This is a genomic window from Evtepia sp. (assembly GCF_034090835.1).
In the GTDB taxonomy this organism is placed as follows: domain Bacteria; phylum Bacillota; class Clostridia; order Oscillospirales; family Oscillospiraceae; genus Evtepia.
This window is the reverse complement of sequence record NZ_JAXDRS010000012.1, coordinates 25,317-47,576: the sequence shown is the minus strand read 5'-3', so window position 1 is coordinate 47,576 and position 22,260 is coordinate 25,317. Positions and strand designations below refer to the sequence as shown.

Sequence of the window (22,260 nt, the reverse complement as noted above, 5' to 3'; positions counted from 1 at the left end):
TCACTTCCACAAAAAAGGCGGATAGGCTTTGAGATCGCCTCTCAGGTATCGTACCAAAAGCAGCGCCTGTAAATAAGGTACCAGTCCCCACGGGATCTTCTCTCTCAAAAATGGGTGGGTCAACGTCTCTTTTTTGCGCTCCTGCCAGCGCTGCAAAAACAATCGGCGTCCGTCCTCACTCAGAAAAACACCGCCATTCTCACGATAGGTAAAGTCCTTTTCCCGAAACATACGATTGTTGATACAGGTCAATACAAAACGATCCGCCACGCAGGGCCGAAGTTCCTCCATAAGATCAAGGGCAAGGGAACTGCGTCCCGGTCTGTCCCGGTGAAGAAACCCCACATAGGAGTCCAGTCCAACGCTCTCCAGCGCCCAGGCGCAGTCGTGGGACAGCAGACTGTAGGCAAAAGACAACAGCGCATTTACCGGATCAAGGGGCGGTCGACGGCTGCGGGTCGTAAAGCGGAAGGTGCTCCGGTCTCCCAAAATCAGCTGATCAAATACACTGAAATAGGCGGTTGCCCCGGCTCCCTCCAGCCCCCGAAGGCTGCTGAGCTCTGTTTCCTCCAAAAGCTGAGGCAGCAGGGCTTTTAATTGACTGGACACCTCGGCTAAGCGCTGGTCATCCACCCGAAGCCCATGATCCCGACGGGTGCGCTCGATGCTCCACCGGGCGTTATGGACTTTTCCAAACACCATGGCACGGGCAATGGTGCAGCTCTGGGCCGGGTCATCCGCAATCCGGTACTGGGTACGCCGCAGGAGCACATTCCCATTGGCCTCACCGGTAACCCTCGCCAGAAACTTCCCTCTTGGCGTGCAAAAGGAAAGAGAGATCCCCCGCTGGGCACAGGCCCCCATCAGAGCCGGTGAGGCCCCCGGATAGGCAAAGGAGAGAATGGCGGATAACGTGTGGAGCGGGTAGCGTGCCACCACGGTTTTCTCCCGGTTGGCTACTACATTTTCGCCATCCAGAGAGAGATAGATGTCCTCTGAGGTGACAAACAGCGTGTTAAGCAGATGTCTCATGGTTCCTCCTCCATGGCCTGACGCAGATACTGCTCCACGTCTTTCCCTTTCATCAAGGCAGGCAGACAAAGTTCTTTCAAGGAACAGGCGTTACACCCTTTGGACGGTTTTGCTTTCGGCGTGTATCCGCGGCGGCTGAGCTGGTGCATCTCCTCTGTCATCGTGTGCACTTGCTGTCTCAGCTCTGGTGTGAAGAGAACGGATACCCGCCGCCGGGTCTCGCCATAGAAGAGCGCTCCTTCCGCAACGGTGCAGCAAAGCATCTCCTCCAGGCACATGGCCTGGGCGCACAGCTGCAGCTCGTCTGCCTGGTGGGTTTTTGGCGCTCCCCGCTTATACTCCACAGGGAAGGGAGACCACAGCCCCTCTTCCCCATAGAGCGGCACACCGCCGGAATCCTGGTGAAACTCTACCACATCACATTTACCGGAGATCCCCAGCGTCGGAGACACTATGGAAAGGTCTCGCAAAATCAGGAGGTTTCCCCGCCGTTCCCGGGCCTCGCCGTTGTGGGCCCGATGGTGGAACAGATCCCTTTCCACGGTACGCAGATTCTCCTGCCACTGCCGTTCAATATGGATCAGTGCCCACTGGCGGCGGCAGAAAGCAAAGTGCTGCAAACCGGACAGCTGGAGGAAGTCCTCCTCGCAGTAGATCACCCCATGCGCTGACAGGTAACACCGGCAGGCAGGGCCGCTTCATCCACTGTGACAACATAGTCCTGATAGGAACGGGCAGGAGCAGCATCCGCATCTTTCCGGCTGACTGTCACAGCGTCAAAGAGCTTCCATGCAGGAGCGCAGCCCAGCTCGCTGTCGTGTTTGAAGACGATCAGCTCCCGCACTGCCATTTTGCCCCGGGCAGCGGAGTGGTCATGTTCAAACATATTGAGAATAGCCTCCCACAGAAGAGAGAGGTCTCCCTCGGAAAAGCCGGTAGTCTTCCGGGCCAGATTGGCAGAAATATACCCCTCACAGCGGTAGAGGCCATAGGGAACGATGTACTTCCGCCCCATCTCCGTACCTTTCTTTTCTGCATCTGCTTCTGTGGTGATTGCTACACGGGTAATCGTGACTTCCTGAGGCACCACCGGCTCCACACTCCGTGCAAAGCCCAGCTGCACCGGTCCCCGCACCTGACCACAATTCAAGGCAGCTTTTACAAAAGTAGTCATTACTGCACCAAAAGTACGGATATCATAGAAGTTTTTGCACATCCAGTCACGAATCTTTCTGTCGAGATCAGGATCTGCCTTCTTTTTCTCCTTCACCGTTTTCTCAGTAACATCCAGCGCCGTATAAGCCTCTGCGTCGCTGCGATTGAGAGGAACTGCGTCCTTCACATAGATACGGTAGCCGGCGGCATCCTCCTTCACTGTCTCCACATAGTTGCGGATCTTCCGCTTGAGGCACACATCAGTCACAATGCCAAGACCGGTTTCCGGGTCGACTCGGGGCATATTGCCGGCGTCAGGGTCCCCGTTGGGGTTTCCGTTTTCCACATCGAAGAGAATAACAAATTCATAGCGGTTCCTAATCGGTTCAGACATCTTACTTTTCCTCCTTTTTCTCAAAACGGGCCTGGGTCTGATGGTAATAGCCCAGCTGGAACGATCCCTGCTGAGGCAGATTCATACGAGGGGGATAGCTCTCTCCCAGCTTGGAGAGCAGTTCGGCGATCTGCTTGTCATAGTGTATACGAAGTCCGGAATCCAGCTTTTTCATATGCTTTTGTGCCAGGTTCAAAAGCCCCGGGAAGACAATCGCCGGCGTAGCAGAGGCCGCATTAAAATACTTATCCTTAATAGTGGCATTGATTCCGGGGTTTGCGCTGGACTGTATGGCTTCCAGTACAGAGAACAGCCGCCCCAAGGTATAGGGTACATGGGCGCTTTCAGGATTGAGGGACACGGTCAAAACCTCCTTTGGTACATCAGGATGTGCATTTTTCAAATAGTATGCTTTCAAGATAGCGGCACGGCCCCGGGTAATGGAACACTCTGCCCGAATCCGCAGTGCTACGCCGTTCAGCAGTGTCGCCGGGTAGCGGGTATCGGTGAGGATCGCCCGAAGTACCTCGCCGGCCATATTGGGTACCGGGGTCTTGTCCCGGTTGTTCTGATTGACGGTCTCATCCAGCAGCTTCCACATGGGGATGGTATCAAACTTATCGTAGGCAGGTTTCACGATCTCCAGCCGCTGCTGGTGAGCCTGGGCATTACGGAGAAACGCCCCAAAGCTGTTGCGCAGGAAGAAGCGTACGGAAAGACGGGCAGCATTGGGAGAAAGCCCCAGGATGTAAACCTCCATATTCGGGTCCAGCCGCTCCCCGTCCAGCTCCACTGCGTTTCCTATGCACAGATTCTTCAATGCGCCCTGTAAATCCGTCAGCGTATAGGATAGCTCCTGCCCGAAGAACATCCACCCCATCATATTCTGGTAGACATCTCCGCCGTTCTTTGCCCAGCAGACTACCGTAGCATCTCCCATGCGATAGACGTGCTCCCGATCGGAAAGCAGATGATTAAGGGCGCTGGTATAGGCAAAAGAGGCGTATTTTCTGGTGGGCGCATTCAAATTCTGCTCTTTTCCGTAGGAGCAGAAGGCCGGTGCATTGAACGATACCAAGGCTGCTCCACTGGACTGTGCCCCCTGCACATTTTTAATAGATGGGTGGATATTCTCTACCGGGCCCCGTTCTCCAGTAACCAGACAGACCATCTGCGGCCCGTCCTCTGCTGCCTGATAGTGATTGTCCCAGGCTTTACAAAGCATGGGGTCTTTATGGACGAACGCTCCATCATACCGGAACACAAGGTTGCTGCCGCTGATGATGTCCTCCCAACAGGTGGCCAGCGCTGGGTGACTGGCAGCCTGTTCCGGCTGCCATGTCCGGAAAAAAGCAAGGACTGCCCGGGCAGCGGGTGTATCTGTCTCTGCAAGGAGCTTTTCATGCAGCTCTCTGCACGCCTGAAAACAGTCCAAAGCCCGCTGAGGCTTTCCCTTATTGTCAATACCCAGTAGATAACTGGATGTGTCACAAAGGAAATTAGAGGCAATGCCCACGGTACGCTTCACCGGAGCAGGCAACTTCATAAGCTGGGGTGCCAGCACGGTCTTTTTCCCCTTGGTCTGTTCTGTCTGGACAGAAACCACCTGTTGGAGCGCCCCATCTGCTCCGATACACAGGGCATAAGAAACTTTGACCTTTCCCCAGCCGGGCGGAGAGATCTTGCCGCTGTCCGCCAGGGTCTTATAGTATTCCGTCAGTGCCTGCAAGATCATCGCCGCACCTCCTCACTGTCCCAGGGCGGCACATCCAGCACGCCGTCCCGCAGGATTCCCCGGAAAAAGAGAGGGGTGATATTCTCCGGGTCGGAATAATCCATATCGTAGAGCATCCAGCCCAGATCCCGCTCTCCCTTCAGCTCCTCCGGGCAGGGCGGCAGCTCCTCACACAGACGAAACTGGGCGGGAAACTCCCGGCAGCCAAAGCATGGCTGGTGATAAAACTGCCCTTTTCTGATGCGCCGCTTCACAATATCCTGAAATTTTCCCGGGTTGTCCCCCGCTGCGGCCTTCTCCGTCATCTCAAAATGGGCTTCGATCACATAGCGGACATCCCGCAGCAGCAGAGCTGCCCGCTGCTGAATGTCCTCAGAGGTACTGAGGTACAGCTCTCCTTTCCCCCGCTCCATCACCGTGCGGGCAGAACGGGCAGAAACGGTGGATTTCACCTCGTTGCGCCGCAGGTTGGAAAAACGAAGAGGCGCACAGACATGAATACGGTCGATATACCACCGCAGACCGGGGTGCCAATAGATTGCTTCGACCAATCCCCTGGCTGCCGATGGCGTCATCACATCGTAGCTCACCCGCTCCACCTTCATTTCCGGACGGGTAAAGAGCGCGTAGTCTCCCCATACTTCCAGTTTTATAGACATTGGCGTCACTCCTTTCTCATCGTAGTTTATATAAACAGCGCCTTTCCGCTGTCCGCCTCCAGGGAGAGGCCGGTTTTCTCAGAGTAAAGCGCTATATTTTTTAAAATCACAGAACCATCCTCCAAAATCTCAAGATCTCCGGCTTCTTCCAGAGCGGAAAAGTGCTTTTCATAGATAGATACGCCATATTGCCCCAGCTGCCGGAACAACTTCCGACTGCCTGCACCGGCTCGTAGCTGCTCAACAAGTGCCGCACCTTCTCCCAGCGGAATGTAGAGCGTCCGGGTGGAATTGTCAATGAGATGGAAGTTCTCCGCTACCGTGCGAAACGGGAAAAATTCCGACTGGATCAGCCACAGGATATTTTTTTCATCCCAGGCGGCTTCTCCCTTGATATCCAGAAGCTGCGAGAAATAGTCGTGAATGGCTTCCTGGGAGGCAATGTCCTCATGGCGGGACATTGCCTCTCTTCCCGCACTGATAGCCGCAGAAAACAGCGGAGGTTCTTTTTCTTCTCCCTCAAAAATATGGACAATACTCTCCTCCCGGGATCTTTTTCCCTCCCGGTTGCACCGACCGGCAGCTTGCAAAATCGAGTCGAGACCAGCAAGCTCCCGGAACACCGCCGGAAAATCTACATCCACACCGGCTTCCATCAAGGAGGTAGATACCACCCGGCAGGGAAGTCCCTCCTTGAGACGGAGGCGGATCTCTGCAAGCTGCCGTTTCCGGTGATCGGGATACATTAGCGTTGAGAGGTGAAAGCTACCCTCCTCCTCCAGCCGTTCGTATACCGCTTGAGCGGCTTTTCTGGTGTTTACAATACACAAGACCTGATGATGGGCGTTGAGCCTTTTCGCCAGCGCCTCCCAGGTGAGGTGCCCCTCCTTCCGGAAGATCGTCCGGCGAAAAACCTCCCACTGGCAGGTCTCCGGCAAGCAGATTTCCCGTACGGGGACTGACGGCAGAAATTCCTGAAAGCGCGGCTTCAGTGCAGGCTGGGTTGCCGTACAGAGAACAGCAGAAACGCCATAGTTTTTCACCAATTGAGAAATTGCCCAGACACAGGGACGCAGATAAGGTATCGGCATCATCTGAGCCTCGTCAAAAATCACCACACTGCCAGCAATATGATGAAGCTTGCGGCACTGGGAGGATCGGCAGGCGTACAGGGATTCAAAAAACTGGACTGCTGTTGTCACAATGACCGGCATATCCCAGTTTTCTGTGGCTTTTGCCAGACGAACCGTTTCAGGGCTGGCCTCTCCCTCCAGATCATAGAGCCTGTTGGAGTGGTGGTCCAACACATTTTCCGTGCCCAGTATGCTGCGGAACACCTCCGCCGTCTGCTCGATGATGGAAGTATAGGGGATCACATAAATTACCCGCCGCAGGCCATGCTTTTTTGCGTGGGCCAGGGCAAAGGCCAGGGATGCCACCGTTTTTCCGCCGCCGGTGGGGACTGTGAGGGAAAACAGACCGGGCAACTGGCCTTCTCCCTCCCTCATACACCGCTCCAGAATCTCACAGCGCCGGCAGTTCAGCTCTCCCTTAGGCGGAAACCAGCCTGAGATATAGCTTTGGAGTCTTTCCCAAAGATCGTCTATGGAAACCGTACAAGCCTCCCGGCGTTGCCCCTCCATAAAAGCCTCTGTGTCCAAAAAGTCGGCATCCACCAGACAGGAATAGAGCATCCGGGTAAAAAACATCAATTCCAACCCAGATTTTTTCATGACAAAGTCCGGGACTCCGGCCTGGGGCAGCGCTACCTCTCGCACCCATCTGTCATAGGGCTCCAGCATCCCACGTTCTCCACGTTTGATGCGTCCCCAAAAAGTAGCTTGTTCTGCCCCGTCCAACCGATTACCGCCATTGGGCAGGCCGCCGTGATGACCCGCCACAGCAAAGGCAGCAAACATCTGTCTGCGCCTAAAGCACTCCACGGTACCCGCGGTGGAGTGATCCACTCTTGCCCCTCCAAGGAGCCGCTTTTGAAATGCTGTGCTGTATTTTCCGATATCGTGGGCAAGCCCCGCCAGCTCGGCCTGCTCCTCACCGCCAAAGGGACGAGCAAAGTCCTTTGCTAAGGAGGCTGTTCCATGCAAATGTTCCAAGACAGACTGCGACTGTCCTTCTGTTGTCAGATGAGCCAGATAAGGAGAAGATTCCATGCTGAAACTCCTTTCATTTTGAAAAATCCATATGACAAAAGGGTATCTGATGGCTTTAAAGGCAAATCAACATCCATATATAATTATATTTATTTTAGTATATCACTGTTCAACAGCAAAATACAACTTTTTCTTCCAGGGTCAGCAAAGCGTTTGGGGACTTCTTTTGTGCGCAGAAGAAACCCCTTGAAGTCAGAGGTGTCGGATCTCTCTGCATACTTTTCCCCCTTCCCCTCATATACATGGGACAAATCGGGATAGGGAGTGTGTGCCATTGAAAGGAAACCTTGAGGAGCGGGCCGAGGCCCTCGCCCTTTACATGATAGAAAACCGCGCCACTGTCCGTGCCGCCGCCAAGCACTTTGGCATCAGCAAGAGTACGGTACATAAGGATCTATCCCAGCGGCTTCCCGCCTTCAACCGGCCCCTCTACCTCCAGGTGAAGGAGATTCTGGCCCTGAACAAAGCGGAACGCCACATTCGCGGGGGCATCGCCACCAAAGAAAAGTATGAGCGGCTTCATCGCCGGTAAAGAAAACAGTCCGTAGGCATTGCGCTGTCATGCCCACGGACTGTATCCTGTTCCAAAGAGGGCGGGGATCTCTCCCTGCCCTCTTTCTATTATATGCCAATATTACGGCTGCCACTGCTCCAGGTCGATCACCTGGGTCCCCCGGGCCTTCCAGGTCTCCAGAATCGTCTGGTCCACCGGCAGCAGGGTGATCCGCTCGTAGTCTCCAAGAGCAAAGAAGGGGAACACCCCGATCTCCCCCTGGTAATACACCACTCGTGGGATCTCTACCTCCAGGTAGCGGGTATCGTACCGGTCCTGGTACGCCTGGCGGTCCAGCCGCTCATACAAGGCCCCCCGCTTCTCCTGGGGCAGATCCGGCAGCAGAAGGCCAAAGACTTCCAGGCACATCTCCCGATAGAACTCGTTCTTGACCTGGGTGTCGCTGTGCTCGTCCAGGTCCAGAGAAATCCGTGCTGCCGTTTCGCCGCCCTCCGGGATGTACACCGACAGGGTGGGCCAGAACCATCCGCTGCCCCCTGGTGACACACTGTACACCCGTTGGGCCGGCCGGTCCCCTTCCCCGGGGGCCTCTGTGATGCTCCACTCCTCTGCCGGAGGAAGAAAGACTGCCTCCCCATAGGTTTTCCAATAGGCGCTGTTGTAGCTGGCGATCAGGTTGTCCAAAGAAAAGGCAAAATGGAGTCCCCCAGCGTTTCCGGCAACGGTTCCGGTCTTCAAAGCAACGTCCTCGGGCGGAGTTTCCTTCGCCTCCTCCTGGACTTCGGGGATCTCCTCCGGCGCAGCCGTCTGCCGGGGGCGGCTGGCAAACCAGCACAATGCTCCGATGAGAAGCAGCACAACCACCAGGAAAAACAGCGAGTCGAACCCCTTCTTCCAAACCATCCGCATATCTACAAACCTCCGAAAAAAACAGTGCCCTGCGGCGCAGCCGCAGGGCACTCTGTGGTTCTTCTTATTCCACCGAGATCAGGTAGTGATACACCGGCTGTCCGCCTTCCAGAACGGTGATCTCCGCATCGGGGCAGGCATCCTCAAAGAAGGCCCTGGCCTTCTCTGCGTCTGCTTCCTCCACCCCTTCGCCGTAGAAGATGCTGATGAACTCCCCGCCCCGGGCTGCGCTCTCCCGGGCCAGCTTGTCCAGCACCTGGTTCAGATCCTTTTCCGTACCGAAGAGCTGGTTATCCACCAGGGCCAGATAGTCCCCCTCGTGGATGGCCGTCCCGTCAAACTCGGAGTCCCGGGCTGCGTAGGTCACCTCCATGGTGGTGACCATGCCCATGGCCTCCTCCATGGCGGCGGTGTTCTCTTCCTCTTCCCCGTCGGGATTCATGGCGATCATGGCGGAGATGCCCTGGGGCACGGTCTTGGCCTGGAGGACCACGACCTTCTTGTCCTCCACCAGGTCCACGCACTGCTGGGCCGCCATGATGATATTCTTGTTGTTGGGCAGCACATAGACGATCTCTGCGGGGGTCTTCTGGATCTCCTTCAGAATATCCTCCGTAGAGGGGTTCATGGTCTGGCCGCCGCTGATGACGCCGTCTACCCCCAGGTCATGGAAGACCTTGGCCAGACCTTCTCCGGCCGCAACAGCCACAAAGCCGTACTTCTTTTCGGGGGCAGCGTTCACAGGAGCCGCTTCCTCCTGGGCGCCGCCGTTCTGCAGCAGCTCCGTGTGCTGCTGCCGCATATTTTCCACCTTCACCATGAGCAGACCGCCGTAGGTCAGCGCCTCTTCCAGGGCCTTGCCCGGGTGATTGGTGTGGACATGTACTTTGATGATCTCGTCATCCTCCACCAGCACCAGGCTGTCGCCCAGGCCGTTGAGGAAGGAGCGCAGGGCCTCCGGGTCCTTCTGGTTGTCCCGGGAGCAGATGAACTCCGTGCAGTAGCCGAAGGTGATCTCCCCGGTCTCAAAGTCGCCGAAATCTGCCTTGCTCTTCTGGGGCGCTGCTGCCTCTTCCCCGCCCTGGGGCATGGGAAGGCCGCGGAGCTCGTCCATCATGCCCTTGAGGATGATGATGAAGCCCATGCCGCCGGCGTCCACCACACCGGCCTTTTTCAGCACCGGATTCTGGTTGATGGTGTCGGCCAGGGCCTCTTCCGCCCGGGCGATGGCGGACTCCAGCACGTATTCAAAGGCCGTGTTCTCCTCGGCAGCCCGTCCGGCCCGGTCCCCGGCCAGGCGGGAAACGGTGAGCATGGTGCCCTCTGCCGGCTTCATCACCGCCCGGTAGGCGGCGATCACCCCGGCGTTCAGAGCGTCAGCCAGGTCGATGCCGTCCATGGTGTCCTTCTCCTTCACAGCCCGGGAGAAGCCCCGGAAAATCAGGGAGAGGATCACCCCGGAGTTGCCCCGGGCGCCCCGGAGCATGGCAGAGGCGCACACGCTGGCAGCCTGGCCCACGGTGGTGGGCTTCTTCTGCTGGAGCTCTGCCGCGGCGGTGCCGATGGTCAGGCCCATGTTGGTTCCAGTGTCCCCGTCAGGCACGGGGAACACATTCAGTTCATTGATCTTCTGTTTTTCTGCGTTCAGGGAGGCAGACGCATGGATGAGCATCCGTGCCAACAGGCCTCCGTCCACTGACTGTACCATAATTCTCGTTCCCTTTCCTCTCTCAGCCGATCTCCATGGAGTCAATATAGACATCCACCGCGCGTACCTGGGCGCCGGTCATCTTACCCACTGCATACCGAACCTCGCTCATGATGGAGCTGCTCACCGCAGCCAGGTTCACCCCGTTGTCCACGATGATGTGCAGCTCGACGGAGACGGTATCGTCCTCCTGGAAGATCACCCGCACCCCTTTTGCCATGGATTCACTCCGGAGCAGGTGCACCAGTCCGTCCTTTCTGGACCGAGCTGCCATGCCCTTCACGCCAAAGCAGGCGGTGACTACCGCCCCAGTGATGGTGGTGAAGACCTCGCTGCTGATCTGGATTTCGCCTTTATCATTCTGAAGCCGCATAAATTGTACCCATTCCTTTCCGTGTCAGGCCGGTAGGTGGCCGTCTTCTTCGCTTGAGAAAACAGTGAAAAAAATTCGCTTCCGCATTGTATTTTTCCACGATATCATGTAGAATACTACCATACACCAGTGAATGTGCGCAACTGTGTCTGGGAGGTTTTTGTATGAAATTCACCAATCTTATTTTGAAAGTCACCGCGCTTGTGCTGGCCACCGCCGCCATTATCTGCCTGGTCATGGCAAATATGGAGCGGATCTCCGACTGGCTGACCAGCTTCCGGGCCCGGGTGCAGGCAAAGAAGGAAATGCTCTGCCGCAGCTGCCCCTGCGACCAGTACGACGACGAGTTTGAAGACTGGGATCTCTAAGGAGCGTCCTCCAAAGGAGCGGAACCATCCGCTCCTTTTTCTTTTTGCTCAAAAGTGCAGATCAGGATGCTTGGGCGGCAGGATGACCGGCTCCCGCAGCTCTTTCACCGCAAAGGTAAACAGCGCCGAGGTCACCAGTTCGTCCCGGTCGTTCATCTGCTCCACGGACACCACACAGATGCGCTTGCCCACTTTCAAAGGGGTGGCCCGGCAGAAGAGATACTCTCCCGTAGCCGGGCGAAGGAAGTTCACCGTGCTGCCCTGGGTGACGCACATGAGCCCATGGGGCAGCAGGCTGTGTCCGGCCACGCTGTCGGCAAAGGCCACCAGCATCCCCCCGTGCACAGTCCCGTAGATCTGGCGGTTGCTGTCCCGGATCATCATGATCCCTTCCGCTCCGTCCTTCTCCATCCGAATGATGTGGATGCCATTCTCCACACCCCAGGGGTCCATGCCCCGGATCTCCCCCAGCTGGGGGTCCTCCCCGATGTAATAGTCCCCCCGTTTAACGCAGGAACCCATTGAGGATCTCCTCTTCCGCTTCTTCCTCCGTGAGGCCCAGAGTCATGAGCTTCAGGATCTGGTCTCCGGCGATCCGGCCGATGGCGGCCTCGTGGATGAGCTGGGCGTCGGGGTGGTTGGCGGTGATGGCGGGAATGGACTGGATCTTGGCCTTGCCCATGAGAATGGAGTCGCACTGCACGTGGCCGAAGCCTGCGTCGTCGCCGATCATCCGGGGATAGAAGATCTGCTCCGAGTCGTCCTGGGCCACCGAGCGGGAGATCACCCGGCCCGTGGCCCCAGCCCCGGCCAGGATGATGTCCATCTCCGACTCTGCCTTCTGCTTGCCGTGGGTGAGCAACTTCTCGTTCACCACCGCTTCGGCGTCCTCCTTCACCACGATCTTGGTGTACCGCTTGGTGGAGTCCACGCCCCGCAGCTGGGCGGTGTCCAGCTGGATGCTGGCGCCCTTTTCCAGATAGACCACGGTCTGGGGATTCATGACCCGCTCGCCGGTGCCCTCACCCTGGCCGTAGTGCTTTTCCACATACTGGACCTTGGAGTTCTGCCCCACATAAAAGGTGTGGATGCCGTCGTGCTGAGAGTCCTTGTCCCCTTCGTTGTGGATGCCGCAGCCGGCCACGATCACCACGTCGCAGTCCTCCCCAATGAAAAAGTCATTGTAGACCATCTCGTCCAGGCCGGACTCGGTGATGATGACGGGGATGTGCACCGACTGGTTTTTGGTGCCGGGCTTAATGTGGATATCAATGCCGGGCTTGTCCTCTTTGGTGACGATCTCGATGTTGGCCGTGGAGCTTCTGGACTCCAGCTGGCCGTTTTTCCGAATGTTATACGCTCCCTTGGGGGTGCCCTCCAGGTCTGCGATCTCCCGCAGGAGTTTGGTATCAATTTTGTTCACAGTCAACCCTCCTTCTGGCGGCAGCTGTCACTGCCGGGATGCAAAAACTGACATACCCCGCCGGTATCTGCCAGAATGTGGGGCATGATCTCCTCCCGGGTGCCGTGACGGATCACCTTGCCCCCGGAGATCATCACGATCTCGTCGGCCAGGTTGATGATCCGCTCCTGGTGGGAGATGACCACAATGGTGTTGTCTCCCTTGTCGTGGAGCATCCGGAAGGTCTCGGTGAGTTTGGCGAAGGACCACAGGTCGATGCCTGCCTCGGGCTCGTCAAAGATGAGCAGGCCGCCGGGGCGGGCCAGGATGGTGGCGATCTCGATGCGCTTGATCTCGCCGCCGGAGAGGGAGGCGTCCATCTCCCGGTCCACGTAGTCGGCAGCGCACAGGCCCACCCGGTTGAGGTAGGAACAGCACTCGTCCCGGGTCAGCTTCCGGCTGCCGGAGGCCAGCTCCAGCAGGTCCCGCACCCGCAGGCCCTTGAACCGCGGGGGCTGCTGGAAGCCGTAGCTCACGCCCAGCTGGGCCCGCTCGGTGATGCTCAGGTTGGTCAGGTCGGTGCCGTTCCAGAGGATCTGGCCTCCGGTGGGGCGGGCCAGGCCCATGATGGCCTTGGCCAGGGTGGTCTTGCCGCCCCCGTTGGGGCCGGTGATCACCACAAATTTGTTGTCTGTAACCGTCAGGTCGATGCCCCGGAGAATGTCGGTCTGTCCGCCGGCGTCCTCAACCTGGTAGGTAAGTCCTTTTAATTCCAGCATATCGCATAGCTCCTTGTCGCTATTGGTAATCATATCATATGGTCCAGGGGATTTCTGTCCTTTTCTGAACGTTAAATTATACCATAAATCCTGTTTTGAGGCAATAGAGCCTTCTTCTTTTTGTTGTCACCTTGCACAGCCTGCTATTTTTCACCTCAAATCGCTCCCCCTTCTTTTTCGTCAAGTTCTACAATAATTTTCTCCCGATATTGACTTTTCATACAAGGATTGGTATTTTATTACTAAAGTTTCTGCACGTTTTATGAAGAGGAATCGAGAGAATTGAGAGGATGCGCATAGAATGATCGAACGACTTGGGTTTGATAATGAAAAATATCTGGAGATGCAGTCCGAGCATATTCGCTCCCGCATCAGCCAGTTCGGCGGCAAACTGTACCTGGAATTCGGCGGAAAGCTCTTTGACGACCACCACGCCTCCCGGGTCCTGCCCGGCTTCCACCCCGACTCCAAAATCCGGATGCTGATGCAGCTCAAGGCACAGGTGGAGATCGTGGTCGCCGTCTCTGCCATGGACCTGGAAAAGAGCAAAATGCGCGGCGACCTGGGCATCACCTACGGCACCGATACCCTCCGCCTGATTGACGCCTTCCGCAGCTTCGGCTTCCAGGTGGACAGCGTGGTGCTCACCCGCTTCAGCGGCCAGCCCGCCGCCGAGATCTTCCAGGCTCAGCTGGAAGCCCTGGGCCTTAAGGTCTACCGCCATTACAGCATCGAAGGCTACCCCTACGACATCCCCCTCATCGTCAGCGAGGAGGGCTACGGCCGCAACGAGTTCGTGGAGACCTCCCGCTCCCTGGTGGTGGTCACCGCCCCCGGCCCCGGCAGCGGCAAGATGGCCGTCTGCCTCAGCCAGCTCTACCACGAGCACAAGCGGGGCATCCAGGCCGGGTACGCCAAGTATGAGACCTTCCCCATCTGGAACCTCCCCCTCCGCCATCCGGTGAACCTGGCCTACGAGGCCGCCACCGCCGACCTCAACGACGTGAACATGATCGACCCCTTCCACCTGGAAGCCTACGGGGTCACCACCGTAAACTACAACCGGGACGTGGAGATCTTCCCCGTGCTCAAGACCATGTTCCAGCGGATCTCCGGGTCCTCCCCCTACCAGTCCCCCACCGACATGGGGGTCAATATGGTGGGTTACTGCATCATTGACGACGACGCCGTCTGCCAGGCCTCCAAGGAGGAGATCCTCCGCCGGTTCTACACCGAGCGGTGCCGCCACCGGCGCGGCCTCTCCGACGGCAGCGCCGTGTACAAGATCGAGCTGCTCATGAAGCAGCTGGGCCTCACCCCTGAGAGCCGCAGCGTGGTCACCCCCGCCCTGGCCGTGGAGCAGCGCACCGACGCCCCCGCCGCCGCCATGGAGATGCCCGACGGCACCATCCTCACCGGCAAGACCTCCTCCCTGCTGGGCTCCTCCTCCGCGCTGCTGCTCAACGCCCTGAAATACCTGGGCGGCATCCCCGATGAGGTCCAGCTCATCTCTCCCTCCGTTATTGAACCCGTTCAGAATTTGAAGGTCAACGTGCTGGGCAACAAAAACCCCCGGCTCCACATCGACGAACTCATGGTGGCCCTGTCCATCTGTGCGGTCACCGACCCCAACGCCAAGCAGGCTGTCCAGCAGCTGCAAAAGCTCCGGGGCTGCGAGGCCCACTCCACCGTCATCCTCTCCGAGGCCGACGAGGACAGCTTCCGCCGCCTGGGGGTCCGCCTCACCTGCGAGCCCAAGTACCAGACCTCCAATCTCTACCACGGTTAATCGGGGGACCACCCCCACAGCCCACGAAAGGAGTTTTCCCTATGTCAAAGACCTACATCCCTGCCGGCTACGCCCCTCTCCTGAACCTCTACGACACCCAGAAGGCCATCAGCCTCCTGAAGCGGGTGTTCGAAGATACCCTCTGCGGGAACCTCCACCTGCGCCGGGTCTCCGCTCCCCTCTTCGTCGAGGCCTCCTCCGGCCTCAACGACAACCTCAGCGGCGTGGAGCGCCCCGTCTCCTTTGACGTGCCCGCCGCCCAGCGGGACGCCCAGGTGGTCCACTCCCTGGCCAAGTGGAAGCGCATGGCTCTCTACCGCTACCACTTCCCCGTGGGCGAGGGCCTGGTGACCGATATGAACGCCATCCGCCGGGATGAGATCCCTGACAACCTCCACTCCATCTACGTGGACCAGTGGGACTGGGAAAAGGTCATCGCCCCCAGAGACCGAACCCTGGACTATCTGAAGCAGACCGTCCAGTCCATCGTGGACGCCATGGCCGAGACCCAGCGCACCCTCTACGCTGTCTTCCCCCAGCTGAGCGTTCTGCCCCGGCTGGATACCAGCCTCAGCTGCGTCACCACCCAGGAGCTGGAGGACCTCTATCCTGACCTCACCGCCAAAGAGCGGGAGGACGCCTGGGTCAAGGATCACCCCACCACCCTCTTGCTGCAGATCGGCGGCAAGCTCAAGTCGGGCCAGCCCCACGACAGCCGCTCCCCCGACTACGACGACTGGACCCTCAACGGCGACATCCTCCTCTGGAACAACCTGCTGGGCCGGGCCTTTGAGATCTCCTCTATGGGCATCCGGGTGGACTCCGCCGCTCTGGACCGCCAGCTCACCCTGGCCGGCTGCGACGACCGCCGGGAGCTGCCCTTCCACAAAATGCTGCTGGAAGATAAGCTTCCCCTCACCATCGGCGGCGGCATCGGCATGTCCCGTCTGGATATGCTCCTGCTGGGCAAGGCCCACATCGGCGAGGTCCAGGCATCCATCTGGGACGACGAGACCATCCAGGCCTGCCACGACGCTGGCATCATTCTCCTGTGATCCTCTTTTGCACCACCAAACACGGGTGGGACCAAACTCTGGTCCCACCCGTGTTTTCATGTCCTATTCCCCTTGCAGGATATACCTTGCTATCCCGATCCCCTTCATGCTATGATGGAAGGAAATAAGAACCCGTGAGAAAGGCAGGACCCTCTCAATGACAAGGAAACTTTACGACGAGGACAGCCATCTGTCCGTCTTTTCCGCCCAGGTCCTCTCCTGCGCTCCCGCCGGAGAGAACCAGTGGCAGGTCCTTCTGGACCAGACCGCTTTCTTCCCCGAGGGCGGCGGCCAGCCCGCCGACCAGGGCACCCTGGGCAGCGCTCAGGTGCTGGACGTGCAGGAGACCCCGGAGGGCATTCTCCACCGGACCGATGCACCCCTGACCCCGGGCGAATCCGTCACCGGCACCCTGGACTGGCCCCTGCGCTTCCGCCGGATGCAGTGCCACTCGGGGGAGCACATCGTCTCCGGCACCGCCCACAGCCTCTTCGGCTGCAACAACGTGGGCTTCCACATGGGGGAGCACGAGGTCATTCTGGACTTTGACAAGGAGCTCTCCCCGGAAGAGGTGGATCGGCTGGAAACCCTGGCCAACCAGGTGATCTGGGAGAACCGGTCGGTGGAGGCCCGCTATCCGGACCCCAGCGAACTGGAAACCATGGACTACCGGAGCAAGCTGGACCTCACTGAAAACGTCCGCATCGTCACCATCCCCGGCTGTGACGTATGCGCCTGCTGCGCCCCCCACGTGAACCACACCGGTGAGATCGGGGTGGTCAAACTTCTCTCCACCATGCGCCACCGGGGCGGCATCCGCATCTGGATGGCCGCCGGCGCCATGGCTCTGGAGGACTACCAGACCAAGCAGCGCAACGTAGCCGCCATCTCCGCCGCCCTGTCGGTGAAGCAGGAGGCCGCCGCCCAGGGGGTGGACCGGCTCCAGCAGGAGATGCAGGCCCTGAGCCTCTCCTTAAAGGAGGCCAAGGTAGCCCTGGCCGGGGAAAAGACCAGGAATCTCCCGGAGACCGACGGCAACCTGCTGCTCTTCGAGGAGGGCATGGACATCCCCACCCTGCGCACCCTGGTGAACACCGGTATGACCCGGTGCGGTGGAGTCTGCGCCGCCTTCACCGGCTCGGACAAGGAGGGCTACCGGTATGTGATCGGCAGCCGCACCGTGGATCTCCGGGCCAAGGCCAAGGGGATGCATCAGGCCCTGGGCGGCAAGGGGGGCGGCCAGCCCACCATGATCCAGGGTTCTCTCCCTGCCCAGCGGGCCGCCATCGAAGCCTACTTCGCCTGAGAGGGACCCGGCATGGCAAAGAAAAACGCCCGGAATACCCGGGGGAAGATCGTGGGCGCTGCCTGGCAACTTTTTTACGAGCAGGGGTATGAGAACACCACGGTGGAGGAGATCATTGAGTCCTCCCACACCTCCAAGGGGTCCTTTTACCACTACTTCGACGGAAAGGACGCCCTGCTCAGCACCCTCAGCGACCTCTTTGATGAAAAATACGAGGCCCTGCTGGAGACCATGGCCCCCACCATGTCCGCCATGGACAAGCTGCTCTTCCTCAACAGCGAGCTCTTTCTCACCATTGAAAACACCGTACCCATGGACCTGCTGGCCCGCCTGCTGTCCACCCAGCTGGTGACCAGCGGAGAAAAGCATCTCCTGGACCATAAGCGCATCTACTACCGGCTGCTCCGGCGGATCATGGCCCAGGGGCAGCAGGACGGAGAACTGAGCCAGACCCAGACGGTGAATGACATGGTGAAGCTCTACGCTCTGTGCGAGCGGGCCCTGATGTACGACTGGTGTCTCCGGGGTGGGGAATATTCCCTGCGGGACTACGCCGCCCAGGTTTTGCCCACATTTTTAAGCAGCTTCCTCCCTGACCCATCCCCTAAAAACAGCACAGCAGGAAACCGCTGATACACAACAATTTTTTCGTTTTTTTGAGAACGCAGTATAGACTACAGTCTATACTGCGTTCTGTGTTGCGTTCTATCTTTCGTCGTGGTATGATAGTCTCACTGTCTTACCGTGGGCTTTTGCGGGGTCTCCCCGCCAGCCTGCAATCATAAAAAGGAAGGAACGATACAACCATGACCTCATCTCAGATCTGCATCGTGGCGACCATCGTGGTCTACCTGATCGCCATGGTGCTGGTGGGCATCTACTTCAGCAAAGCCGGCGGCGGCTCCTCCTCCCATGAGTTCTATCTGGGCGGACGGAAGCTGGGTCCCGTGGTCACCGCCATGAGCGCCGAAGCCTCCGATATGAGCAGCTACCTGCTCATGGGCCTGCCCGGCCTGGCCTATCTGGCCGGCGTGGCCGAGGTTGGCTGGACCGCCATCGGCCTGGCCATCGGCACCTATCTCAACTGGCTCATCGTAGCCAAGCGGCTGCGCCGTTACTCTGCCCAGATCGGCGCCATCACCATCCCCGGCTTCTTCTCCCAGCGCTACCGGGACCAGCGGCATGTGCTCTCCTGCATCTCTGCCATCGTGATCCTCATCTTCTTCGTCCCCTACACCGCCTCTGGCTTTAAGGCCATCGGCACCCTGTTCAGCAGCTTCTTCGGCGTGGATTACCACATGGCCATGATCGTGGGCGCCATCGTGGTCATCGGCTACACCGTGCTGGGCGGCTTCCTGGCGGTTTCCACCACGGACCTCATCCAGAGCATCGTCATGACCTTTGCTCTGCTCTTCATCGTCTTCTTCGGCATCCAGCAGGCCGGCGGCTGGGAGATTGTCTCCTCCAACGCCGCTTCTCTGCCCGGCTACCTGAACCTCACCCAGGGCTACGACGCTGCCGCCGGTCAGGCTTCCACCTACAGCGGCCTGAGCATCGCCTCCACCCTGGCCTGGGGCCTGGGCTACTTCGGTATGCCCCACATCCTCCTGCGGTTCATGGCCATCCGCAACGAGAACGAGCTGAAGACTTCCCGCCGGATCGCTACCGTCTGGGTGGTCATCTCCATGTTCGTGGCTATCCTCATCGGCATCATCGGTCTCAGCGTCACCAAGGCTGGCAAGATCGGTTACCTGGCTACCAGCTCCGAGTCCGAGACCATCATCATCCGTCTGTCTGAGCTGCTCAGCCAGTTCGGCCCCTTCTTCGCTGTCATCGCCGGTCTGGTCCTGGCGGGCATCCTGGCCTCCACCATGTCCACCGCAGACTCCCAGCTCCTGACCGCCGCCTCCGGCGTCTCTCAGGACCTGCTCCAGGACTTCTTCGGCATCAAGCTCAGCGCCAAGGCTTCCATGTTTGCCGCCCGCGCTACCGTTATCGTCATTGCCATCATCGGCATCTTCCTGGCCTGGGACCCCAACAGCTCCGTCTTTATGATCGTGTCCTTCGCCTGGGCCGGTTTCGGCGGTGCCTTCGGCCCGGTCATGCTCTTCTCCCTCTTCTGGAAGCGCACCACCAAGCAGGGCGCCCTGGCCGGTATGATCGCCGGCGGCGCCATGGTCTTCATCTGGAAGTACCTGGTGGCTCCCATGGGCGGCACCTGGGCCATCTATGAGCTGCTCCCCGCCTTCGTGGTGGGCTGCGTGGCCATCCTGGTGGTCTCCCTGGCCACCCCCGCTCCCTCTAAGGAGATCTGCGACGAGTTCGACGAGGTGGGCCGCCACCCCGCCGGCCGCAGAACCATCCCCGAATAAAAAGACTCCTGTTCTCCTCTTTTCTCAGCATTGCGCAGTCCCCCGGCTCGGGTCCGAGCCGGGGGACTGTGCTTTCCTGCTTTCTTTCAAACCACCGGTGTCTCTTCTTCCGCCCGGGGCAGGGGCCTACTCTGCCGGACCCAGCAGCAACGGCTGGATCTGCCGCCCCTCCAGGGCCGCGGCCACCGTCTCGGTGACCCGTCCCATGTCCGCCACCAGAGAGGTGGGCTTCCCCTCCGGGTCATCCTGGCGGAAGGGGACAAAATAGTACTGCTTTCGGCACAGCAGCTCCCCAATGTTTCGGGCGGCTGCGCCCAGCCCATCGTTGGTGGACACCGCCAGCACCACCGGCCGCCCGTTGCGCAAGTGGGCCTTGGCCGCCATGGTGACCGATGTATCTGCGATCCCTGCGGCCAGTTTGGCCAGGGTATTGCCCGTGCAGGGGGCGATCACCAGCACATCCAGCAGCTTCTGGGGGCCGATGGGCTCCGCCTCCCGGATGCTCTCCACCACCCGGCGGCCGCACAGATCTGCCAGCGTTTCCCGCAGGTCTGCCGCCCGGCCAAACCGGGTGTCCGTGCAGGCTGTGGTCTCTGACAGGATGGGGTACAGATTGGGATACTGCTCCCGCAGATCTGCCAGGGCCCCCAGGGCCTTCTCCACGGTGCAGAATGACCCGGTCAGGGCGAATCCTACCCGCGCTTGCTCCATGGTCCTCACTCCTCCCTTTCCCAAAGGATGTGGTACACAGCGTCCCGGATGGCTGCCGCCGCCGTCACCGGCGCGGTCCGGCCCGGCAGGCCCGGGGCTTGCAGCACCCGTAGCCCCAACTCCTTGGCTGCCGCCCGGTCGATCCCCCCCCGGAGCGGAGGCCAGGTCCAGCAGGAAGGCACCGGGGTTCACCCAGCGCAGCTTCTTCCCGTCCAGCACCACCGCCGGGATGGTATTCACAATGAGGTCAAAGCCCCCCAGCTCCCAGGACAGCTTCTCCAGCCGGACAGTCTCGCAGCCGTAAGCCGCCGCCCAGGCCAGGTCCTCATAGCGTTGGGCCGACACCATCACCCGGGCCCCCAGGGCCTGCATCCGGTGGGCGGTCAGCTTCCCCACCCGGCCAAACCCCAGGATGAGCACCCGAGCGCTGTGCAGGGTAAAGGGCAGTTCCTCCATGGCCACTTGCACGGCCCCTTCTGCGGTGGGCACCGCCGCAGCCATGGGACCGACAAGGGAGGGAGAACAGGACCCTTGGCCCTTCCGTCCCTTTATGGTATAGTAAGAGGAAACCCAGGGCAGCCTGCCTTTCCCCGCTGCCCAACGGATGAGGTGAGCAAAGCCATGAAGAATTTCAGACTATTTTGGGCTGTGGTCCGTCGGTGCAAGCTGGAGAAGGCGATCTTTTTCTTTCTCCTTGCGTTCCTTCTCTTTTCTGCGGTCCTGCTGCGGGTGGAACCCGACGTGCAGTCCTTCGGGGACGCCCTCTGGTTCCTCTTCGTCTCCTGCACCACCATCGGCTATGGCGATATCTCCGCCGTCACCACTGTCGGCCGTCTCATCGTGTCCTTTATGACCCTCTATCATCTGGTGCTGCTGGCTCTGGTGACCGGCGTGGTGGTCAGCCACTATCAGGAGGTCCTGGCCCGGCGGGAGAAGGAGACCATCACCCTCTTTCTGGACAAACTGACCCACCTGACCGAGCTCTCTCCGGAAGAACTGGAGCAGATCCAGGAGCGGGTCCGCAAGCTGGACCGGACCGGTTGGCTCAAGTAAACCGCCCGGCTCTCACAGACAAAAAAACGCAAGGGACCCATTTAAAGGGTCCCTTGCGTTTTTTCATTTTGATTCTCAGGTCGTTCCCCGGCTCTCTTCCAGCGCCTGCTGGTCTCTCCGGCGGTTCTCCTCCATGGCCTCGGCCAGGAGCATATCCTTCACCTTCATGAGGCGGATGATGTTGTTCCGCTCGTTTTCTTCCAGCTTCATGGTAATGTACTTGATGCTCTCCTGCATCCGGGGGATCATCACGTACTCCAGGGCGTTGACCCGGCGGCGGGTCTTTTCGATCTCCTCCGCCAGCAGCTGGGAGGCCTTTTCGATCTGGGCCAGCTTCAGCATATCCTGAAAGACCGAGGACAGCGCCTCCACCGCCCCGTCCAGCTCGCAGGACGTGGTGGCGAAGCCGTAGGGGTAGATGTCGCCCCCCTCCCGGTTCTGGGTCTTGAACTCGTATACCGGCACGTTCACCGACATGATGTTCCGAAAGCCCATCTCCAGCTCCACGCTCTGCTTGGGATACAGCAGGGCCTGCTCCAAGACCTCCGGGGACATGAGCGCCGCGGCCACGGTAAAGGAGCCGTGGGCCCGCTGGAGCCCCTCCTCCACCCGGCGGCGCAGGGCGCGGTTCTCCTGGATCACTTCCAGGAACTGCTTCATGAGTTCGTCCCGCTTATCCTTCAGCAGCTTATGGCCCCGGACCGCAGTTTTCAGCCGTCCCTTGATCCGGGTCAATTCCATTCGGGTGGCATTGACAGTGGCAGAAGCCATACGT

22 protein-coding genes and 1 pseudogene are annotated in these 22,260 nt (G+C 59.2%); 8 read left to right on the top strand and 15 right to left on the bottom strand.

Annotated elements, in window-relative coordinates:
* The 6 genes from cas1c to cas3 are packed head-to-tail and all read right to left on the bottom strand — an operon-like array spanning position 1 to position 7,146.
* Entirely contained in the window at positions 1 to 1,032 is a 1,032-nt protein-coding gene (gene cas1c / locus SOR61_RS02020; RefSeq protein WP_320611028.1) for a type I-C CRISPR-associated endonuclease Cas1c, read from the bottom strand.
* Complete coding sequence (gene cas4, locus SOR61_RS02015; RefSeq protein ID WP_320611027.1) at positions 1,029 to 1,691, bottom strand: CRISPR-associated protein Cas4; 663 nt, start codon at positions 1,689 to 1,691, stop codon at positions 1,029 to 1,031. The genes cas1c and cas4 overlap by 4 nt, the downstream gene beginning before the upstream one ends.
* Positions 1,688 to 2,581, bottom strand: coding sequence for a type I-C CRISPR-associated protein Cas7/Csd2 (gene cas7c / locus SOR61_RS02010; RefSeq protein ID WP_320611026.1), 894 nt, complete (start codon positions 2,579 to 2,581; stop codon positions 1,688 to 1,690). The genes cas4 and cas7c overlap by 4 nt, the downstream gene beginning before the upstream one ends.
* 1 nt (position 2,582) lies before the next feature.
* Positions 2,583 to 4,316 (bottom strand): type I-C CRISPR-associated protein Cas8c/Csd1, encoded by a 1,734-nt coding sequence (gene cas8c / locus SOR61_RS02005; protein WP_320611025.1) that lies wholly within the window; start codon positions 4,314 to 4,316, stop codon positions 2,583 to 2,585.
* Positions 4,313 to 4,975: a type I-C CRISPR-associated protein Cas5c gene (cas5c, locus tag SOR61_RS02000; protein WP_320611024.1), complete on the bottom strand. Its 663-nt coding sequence runs from the start codon at positions 4,973 to 4,975 to the stop codon at positions 4,313 to 4,315. Before cas5c ends, cas8c begins: the two co-directional genes overlap by 4 nt.
* Before the next feature lie 26 nt (positions 4,976 to 5,001).
* Positions 5,002 to 7,146 (bottom strand): CRISPR-associated helicase Cas3', encoded by a 2,145-nt coding sequence (cas3, locus tag SOR61_RS01995; protein ID WP_320611023.1) that lies wholly within the window; start codon positions 7,144 to 7,146, stop codon positions 5,002 to 5,004.
* A gap of 274 nt (positions 7,147 to 7,420) precedes the next feature.
* On the opposite strand from cas3, the gene SOR61_RS01990 reads away from it, so the two are divergent.
* Positions 7,421 to 7,678, top strand: a complete 258-nt coding sequence (locus SOR61_RS01990; protein WP_320611022.1) for a sporulation transcriptional regulator SpoIIID — start codon at positions 7,421 to 7,423, stop codon at positions 7,676 to 7,678.
* Between the two features lie 102 nt (positions 7,679 to 7,780).
* On the opposite strand, the gene SOR61_RS01985 is transcribed toward SOR61_RS01990, so the two are convergent.
* The 3 genes from SOR61_RS01985 to SOR61_RS01975 all read right to left on the bottom strand — a co-directional run bounded on the left by SOR61_RS01985 (position 7,781) and on the right by SOR61_RS01975 (position 10,650).
* Entirely contained in the window at positions 7,781 to 8,569 is a 789-nt protein-coding gene (locus SOR61_RS01985) for a hypothetical protein (RefSeq protein WP_320611021.1), read from the bottom strand.
* A 64-nt stretch (positions 8,570 to 8,633) separates the two neighbouring features.
* Positions 8,634 to 10,277 (bottom strand): DAK2 domain-containing protein, encoded by a 1,644-nt coding sequence (locus SOR61_RS01980; RefSeq protein ID WP_320611020.1) that lies wholly within the window; start codon positions 10,275 to 10,277, stop codon positions 8,634 to 8,636.
* A 22-nt stretch (positions 10,278 to 10,299) separates the two neighbouring features.
* Entirely contained in the window at positions 10,300 to 10,650 is a 351-nt protein-coding gene (locus SOR61_RS01975) for an Asp23/Gls24 family envelope stress response protein (RefSeq protein WP_320611019.1), read from the bottom strand.
* Between the two features lie 164 nt (positions 10,651 to 10,814).
* On the opposite strand from SOR61_RS01975, the gene SOR61_RS01970 reads away from it, so the two are divergent.
* On the top strand, positions 10,815 to 11,018 hold the full coding sequence (locus tag SOR61_RS01970; RefSeq protein ID WP_320611018.1) for a hypothetical protein: 204 nt from the start codon (positions 10,815 to 10,817) through the stop codon (positions 11,016 to 11,018).
* 48 nt (positions 11,019 to 11,066) lie between these two features.
* On the opposite strand, the gene SOR61_RS01965 is transcribed toward SOR61_RS01970, so the two are convergent.
* From SOR61_RS01965 to SOR61_RS01955, 3 genes are read right to left on the bottom strand one after another with little or no spacing between them, the layout of a single operon-like run.
* The gene (locus tag SOR61_RS01965; RefSeq protein WP_320611017.1) at positions 11,067 to 11,540 is read right to left on the bottom strand and encodes a PaaI family thioesterase; all 474 of its coding nucleotides are present in this window, start codon (positions 11,538 to 11,540) and stop codon (positions 11,067 to 11,069) included.
* Positions 11,524 to 12,441, bottom strand: coding sequence for a SufD family Fe-S cluster assembly protein (locus SOR61_RS01960; RefSeq protein WP_320611016.1), 918 nt, complete (start codon positions 12,439 to 12,441; stop codon positions 11,524 to 11,526). Before SOR61_RS01960 ends, SOR61_RS01965 begins: the two co-directional genes overlap by 17 nt.
* Before the next feature lie 2 nt (positions 12,442 to 12,443).
* Positions 12,444 to 13,199, bottom strand: a complete 756-nt coding sequence (locus tag SOR61_RS01955; protein ID WP_320611015.1) for an ATP-binding cassette domain-containing protein — start codon at positions 13,197 to 13,199, stop codon at positions 12,444 to 12,446.
* 304 nt (positions 13,200 to 13,503) lie between these two features.
* On the opposite strand from SOR61_RS01955, the gene SOR61_RS01950 reads away from it, so the two are divergent.
* From SOR61_RS01950 to SOR61_RS01930, 5 genes are all read left to right on the top strand, one after another.
* The gene (locus tag SOR61_RS01950; RefSeq protein ID WP_320611053.1) at positions 13,504 to 14,988 is read left to right on the top strand and encodes a DUF1846 domain-containing protein; all 1,485 of its coding nucleotides are present in this window, start codon (positions 13,504 to 13,506) and stop codon (positions 14,986 to 14,988) included.
* A gap of 41 nt (positions 14,989 to 15,029) precedes the next feature.
* The gene (gene asnA / locus SOR61_RS01945; RefSeq protein WP_320611014.1) at positions 15,030 to 16,043 is read left to right on the top strand and encodes an aspartate--ammonia ligase; all 1,014 of its coding nucleotides are present in this window, start codon (positions 15,030 to 15,032) and stop codon (positions 16,041 to 16,043) included.
* Between the two features lie 157 nt (positions 16,044 to 16,200).
* Positions 16,201 to 17,349: an alanine--tRNA ligase-related protein gene (locus SOR61_RS01940; RefSeq protein WP_320611013.1), complete on the top strand. Its 1,149-nt coding sequence runs from the start codon at positions 16,201 to 16,203 to the stop codon at positions 17,347 to 17,349.
* A 12-nt stretch (positions 17,350 to 17,361) separates the two neighbouring features.
* Positions 17,362 to 17,982 (top strand): TetR/AcrR family transcriptional regulator, encoded by a 621-nt coding sequence (locus SOR61_RS01935; RefSeq protein ID WP_320611012.1) that lies wholly within the window; start codon positions 17,362 to 17,364, stop codon positions 17,980 to 17,982.
* A 173-nt stretch (positions 17,983 to 18,155) separates the two neighbouring features.
* On the top strand, positions 18,156 to 19,721 hold the full coding sequence (locus SOR61_RS01930) for a sodium/proline symporter (RefSeq protein ID WP_320611011.1): 1,566 nt from the start codon (positions 18,156 to 18,158) through the stop codon (positions 19,719 to 19,721).
* Positions 19,722 to 19,847: 126 nt separating this feature from the next.
* On the opposite strand, the gene SOR61_RS01925 is transcribed toward SOR61_RS01930, so the two are convergent.
* A complete protein-coding gene (locus tag SOR61_RS01925; protein WP_320611052.1) occupies positions 19,848 to 20,432 on the bottom strand; it encodes a dipicolinate synthase subunit B in 585 nt (194 codons plus the stop codon).
* Positions 20,433 to 20,717: 285 nt separating this feature from the next.
* A pseudogene (locus SOR61_RS01920) lies at positions 20,718 to 20,888 on the bottom strand (NAD(P)-dependent oxidoreductase); the annotation flags it as partial.
* A 165-nt stretch (positions 20,889 to 21,053) separates the two neighbouring features.
* Here SOR61_RS01920 and SOR61_RS01915 point away from each other — a divergent pair.
* Positions 21,054 to 21,485 (top strand): potassium channel family protein, encoded by a 432-nt coding sequence (locus SOR61_RS01915; protein WP_320611010.1) that lies wholly within the window; start codon positions 21,054 to 21,056, stop codon positions 21,483 to 21,485.
* Positions 21,486 to 21,560: 75 nt separating this feature from the next.
* Here SOR61_RS01915 and SOR61_RS01910 read toward each other — a convergent pair whose 3' ends face one another.
* A complete protein-coding gene (locus tag SOR61_RS01910) occupies positions 21,561 to 22,256 on the bottom strand; it encodes a V-type ATP synthase subunit D (protein ID WP_320611009.1) in 696 nt (231 codons plus the stop codon).
* Between the last annotated feature and the right edge of the window lie 4 nt (positions 22,257 to 22,260).

What these genes read in the sequence shown, in the direction of transcription:
- cas1c (WP_320611028.1), bottom strand. Translation starts at nt 1,032, where the DNA reads ATGAGACATCTGCTTAACACGCTGTTTGTCACCTCAGAGGACATCTAT.
- cas7c (WP_320611026.1), bottom strand. Translation starts at nt 2,581, where the DNA reads ATGTCTGAACCGATTAGGAACCGCTATGAATTTGTTATTCTCTTCGAT.
- cas8c (WP_320611025.1), bottom strand. Translation starts at nt 4,316, where the DNA reads ATGATCTTGCAGGCACTGACGGAATACTATAAGACCCTGGCGGACAGC.
- cas5c (WP_320611024.1), bottom strand. Translation starts at nt 4,975, where the DNA reads ATGTCTATAAAACTGGAAGTATGGGGAGACTACGCGCTCTTTACCCGT.
- cas3 (WP_320611023.1), bottom strand. Translation starts at nt 7,146, where the DNA reads ATGGAATCTTCTCCTTATCTGGCTCATCTGACAACAGAAGGACAGTCG.
- SOR61_RS01985 (WP_320611021.1), bottom strand. Translation starts at nt 8,569, where the DNA reads ATGCGGATGGTTTGGAAGAAGGGGTTCGACTCGCTGTTTTTCCTGGTG.
- SOR61_RS01980 (WP_320611020.1), bottom strand. Translation starts at nt 10,277, where the DNA reads ATGGTACAGTCAGTGGACGGAGGCCTGTTGGCACGGATGCTCATCCAT.
- SOR61_RS01975 (WP_320611019.1), bottom strand. Translation starts at nt 10,650, where the DNA reads ATGCGGCTTCAGAATGATAAAGGCGAAATCCAGATCAGCAGCGAGGTC.
- SOR61_RS01970 (WP_320611018.1), top strand. Translation starts at nt 10,815, where the DNA reads ATGAAATTCACCAATCTTATTTTGAAAGTCACCGCGCTTGTGCTGGCC.
- SOR61_RS01965 (WP_320611017.1), bottom strand. Translation starts at nt 11,540, where the DNA reads ATGGGTTCCTGCGTTAAACGGGGGGACTATTACATCGGGGAGGACCCC.
- SOR61_RS01955 (WP_320611015.1), bottom strand. Translation starts at nt 13,199, where the DNA reads ATGCTGGAATTAAAAGGACTTACCTACCAGGTTGAGGACGCCGGCGGA.
- asnA (WP_320611014.1), top strand. Translation starts at nt 15,030, where the DNA reads ATGTCAAAGACCTACATCCCTGCCGGCTACGCCCCTCTCCTGAACCTC.
- SOR61_RS01940 (WP_320611013.1), top strand. Translation starts at nt 16,201, where the DNA reads ATGACAAGGAAACTTTACGACGAGGACAGCCATCTGTCCGTCTTTTCC.
- SOR61_RS01935 (WP_320611012.1), top strand. Translation starts at nt 17,362, where the DNA reads ATGGCAAAGAAAAACGCCCGGAATACCCGGGGGAAGATCGTGGGCGCT.
- SOR61_RS01930 (WP_320611011.1), top strand. Translation starts at nt 18,156, where the DNA reads ATGACCTCATCTCAGATCTGCATCGTGGCGACCATCGTGGTCTACCTG.
- SOR61_RS01925 (WP_320611052.1), bottom strand. Translation starts at nt 20,432, where the DNA reads ATGGAGCAAGCGCGGGTAGGATTCGCCCTGACCGGGTCATTCTGCACC.
- SOR61_RS01915 (WP_320611010.1), top strand. Translation starts at nt 21,054, where the DNA reads ATGAAGAATTTCAGACTATTTTGGGCTGTGGTCCGTCGGTGCAAGCTG.
- SOR61_RS01910 (WP_320611009.1), bottom strand. Translation starts at nt 22,256, where the DNA reads ATGGCTTCTGCCACTGTCAATGCCACCCGAATGGAATTGACCCGGATC.